The 2,500-nt window shown below is 54.8% G+C and carries 1 tRNA gene and 2 rRNA genes (1 of these 3 cut by a window edge); all 3 read left to right on the top strand.

Going from position 1 to position 2,500, the window contains the following annotated elements:
- Positions 1-2,126, top strand: a 23S ribosomal RNA gene (locus N3C64_RS15190) (it extends 703 nt beyond the left edge of the window).
- A gap of 69 nt (positions 2,127-2,195) precedes the next feature.
- A 5S ribosomal RNA gene (gene rrf, locus N3C64_RS15185) occupies positions 2,196-2,310 on the top strand.
- Positions 2,311-2,423: 113 nt separating this feature from the next.
- Positions 2,424-2,500 (top strand) — tRNA-Met (locus tag N3C64_RS15180).

Genomic DNA, 2,500 nt, shown 5'->3' with positions numbered 1-2,500 from the left:
ATCTAGCCATGTGCAGGATGAAGGTACGGTAACACGTACTGGAGGTCCGAACCGACACCCGTTGAAAAGGGTCCGGATGACGTGTGGCTAGGGGTGAAAGGCCAATCAAACTCGGAGATAGCTGGTTCTCCGCGAAAGCTATTTAGGTAGCGCCTCGGACGAATACCTACGGGGGTAGAGCACTGGATGGGTGATGGGGTCCCACAGACTTACTGAGCCTAACCAAACTCCGAATACCGTAGAGTACTATCCGGGAGACACACGGCGGGTGCTAACGTCCGTCGTGAAGAGGGAAACAACCCTGACCAACAGCTAAGGCCCCCAATTCGTGGCTAAGTGGGAAAGCATGTGGGATTTCCAAAACAACCAGGAGGTTGGCTTAGAAGCAGCCATCCTTTAAAGATAGCGTAACAGCTCACTGGTCTAGCTAAGAGATCCTGCGGCGAAGATGTAACGGGGCTCAAGCCACGAGCCGAAGCTTTGGATGCACAGTGATGTGCGTGGTAGCGGAGCGTTCTGTGATATAGAACGCTGCCTCCTTCATCCCTTCGGGGAGATTGGAGGCAATGTTCTGACTGTGAAGCCGGGCTGTAAGGCAACCGGTGGAGTGATCAGAAGTGAGAATGTTGACATGAGTAGCGACAAAGAGGGTGAGAGACCCTCTCGCCGAAAGTCCAAGGGTTCCTGCTTAAAGCTAATCTGAGCAGGGTAAGCCGGCCCCTAAGGCGAGGCCGAAAGGCGTAGTCGATGGGAACCAGGTTAATATTCCTGGGCCAGGAGGATGTGACGGATCTCGAGGGTAGTTCGTTCTTATCGGATTGAACGGGCTGCTTAGAGGTCCCTGGAAATAACCCTCCATGAGACCGTACCCGAAACCGACACAGGTGGACTGGTAGAGTATACCAAGGCGCTTGAGAGAACCACGTTTAAGGAACTCGGCAAAATGCCTCCGTAAGTTCGCGAGAAGGAGGCCCCATTCGCAGGCAACTGTGGGTGGGGGGCACAAACTAGGGGGTGGCGACTGTTTACTTAAAACACAGGGCTGTGCGAAGTCGTAAGACGACGTATACAGTCTGACGCCTGCCCGGTGCTGGAAGGTTAAAAGGAGGGGTGCAAGCTCCGAATTGAAGCCCCAGTAAACGGCGGCCGTAACTATAACGGTCCTAAGGTAGCGAAATTCCTTGTCGGGTAAGTTCCGACCTGCACGAATGGCGTAACGATCTCCCCGCTGTCTCAAACGTGGACTCAGCGAAATTGAACTGTGTGTCAAGATGCACACTACCCGCGGTTAGACGGAAAGACCCCATGAACCTTTACTCTAGCTTTGCACTGGCATCAGGATTGTGATGTGCAGGATAGGTGGTGGGCTTTGAAGCGGGGACGCCAGTTCCCGTGGAGCCTCCCTTGAGATACCACCCTTCGCACTCTTGATGTCTAACCGCGGCCCGTTATCCGGGTCCGGGACCCTGCATGGTGGGGAGTTTGACTGGGGCGGTCGCCTCCCAAAGTGTAACGGAGGCGCGCGAAGGTTGGCTCAGACCGGTCGGAAATCGGTCGTTGAGTGCAATGGCAGAAGCCAGCCTGACTGCAAGACTGACAAGTCGAGCAGAGACGAAAGTCGGCCATAGTGATCCGGTGGTCCCAAGTGGGAGGGCCATCGCTCAACGGATAAAAGGTACTCTGGGGATAACAGGCTGATGATGCCCAAGAGTCCATATCGACGGCATCGTTTGGCACCTCGATGTCGGCTCATCTCATCCTGGGGCTGGAGCAGGTCCCAAGGGTATGGCTGTTCGCCATTTAAAGAGGTACGTGAGCTGGGTTTAGAACGTCGTGAGACAGTTCGGTCCCTATCTGCCGTGGGTGTAGGATACTTGAGAAGAGTTGCCCCTAGTACGAGAGGACCGGGGTGAACGCTCCACTGGTGGACCAGTTGTCGTGCCAACGGCAGTGCTGGGTAGCTATGAGCGGACAGGATAAACGCTGAAGGCATCTAAGCGTGAAGCCCCCTTCAAAACTAGGTATCCCTTGAGGGCCGTGGAAGACCACCACGTCGATAGGCCGGAGATGTAAGCGCAGCAATGCGTTCAGTTGACCGGTACTAATTGCCCGATTGGCTTGATTTGATCCAGTAGCAGCAAGGCTCAAAGCAAAAGCACGCATAAATACTGACTTGGACAACGCTTCTTCCTCGGTTTGGTGGTCATAGCGCCGGCTAAACACCCGATCCCATCCCGAACTCGGCCGTTAAGGGCTGACACGCCAATGGTACTGCGTCTCAAGACGTGGGAGAGTAGGTCACCGCCAAACCTAGAAAGAAGCGACAAACAAAGTTCTCTCTAAACGATGAAAACCCCCGATCGCATCACAATGCCCTCGGGGCCAAAGCGGATCATTGCACCGCGCAAAAAACGCAATACTCTCGCGGGGTGGAGCAGCCCGGTAGCTCGTCAGGCTCATAACCTGAAGGTCGTAGGTTCAAATCCTACCCCCGCAACCA

The organism is Sedimentimonas flavescens (genome assembly GCF_025154035.1).
GTDB lineage: Bacteria > Pseudomonadota > Alphaproteobacteria > Rhodobacterales > Rhodobacteraceae > Rhodobacter > Rhodobacter flavescens.
Note: the sequence above shows the minus strand (reverse complement) of the source record. Positions and strands in the feature narration are given on the sequence as shown.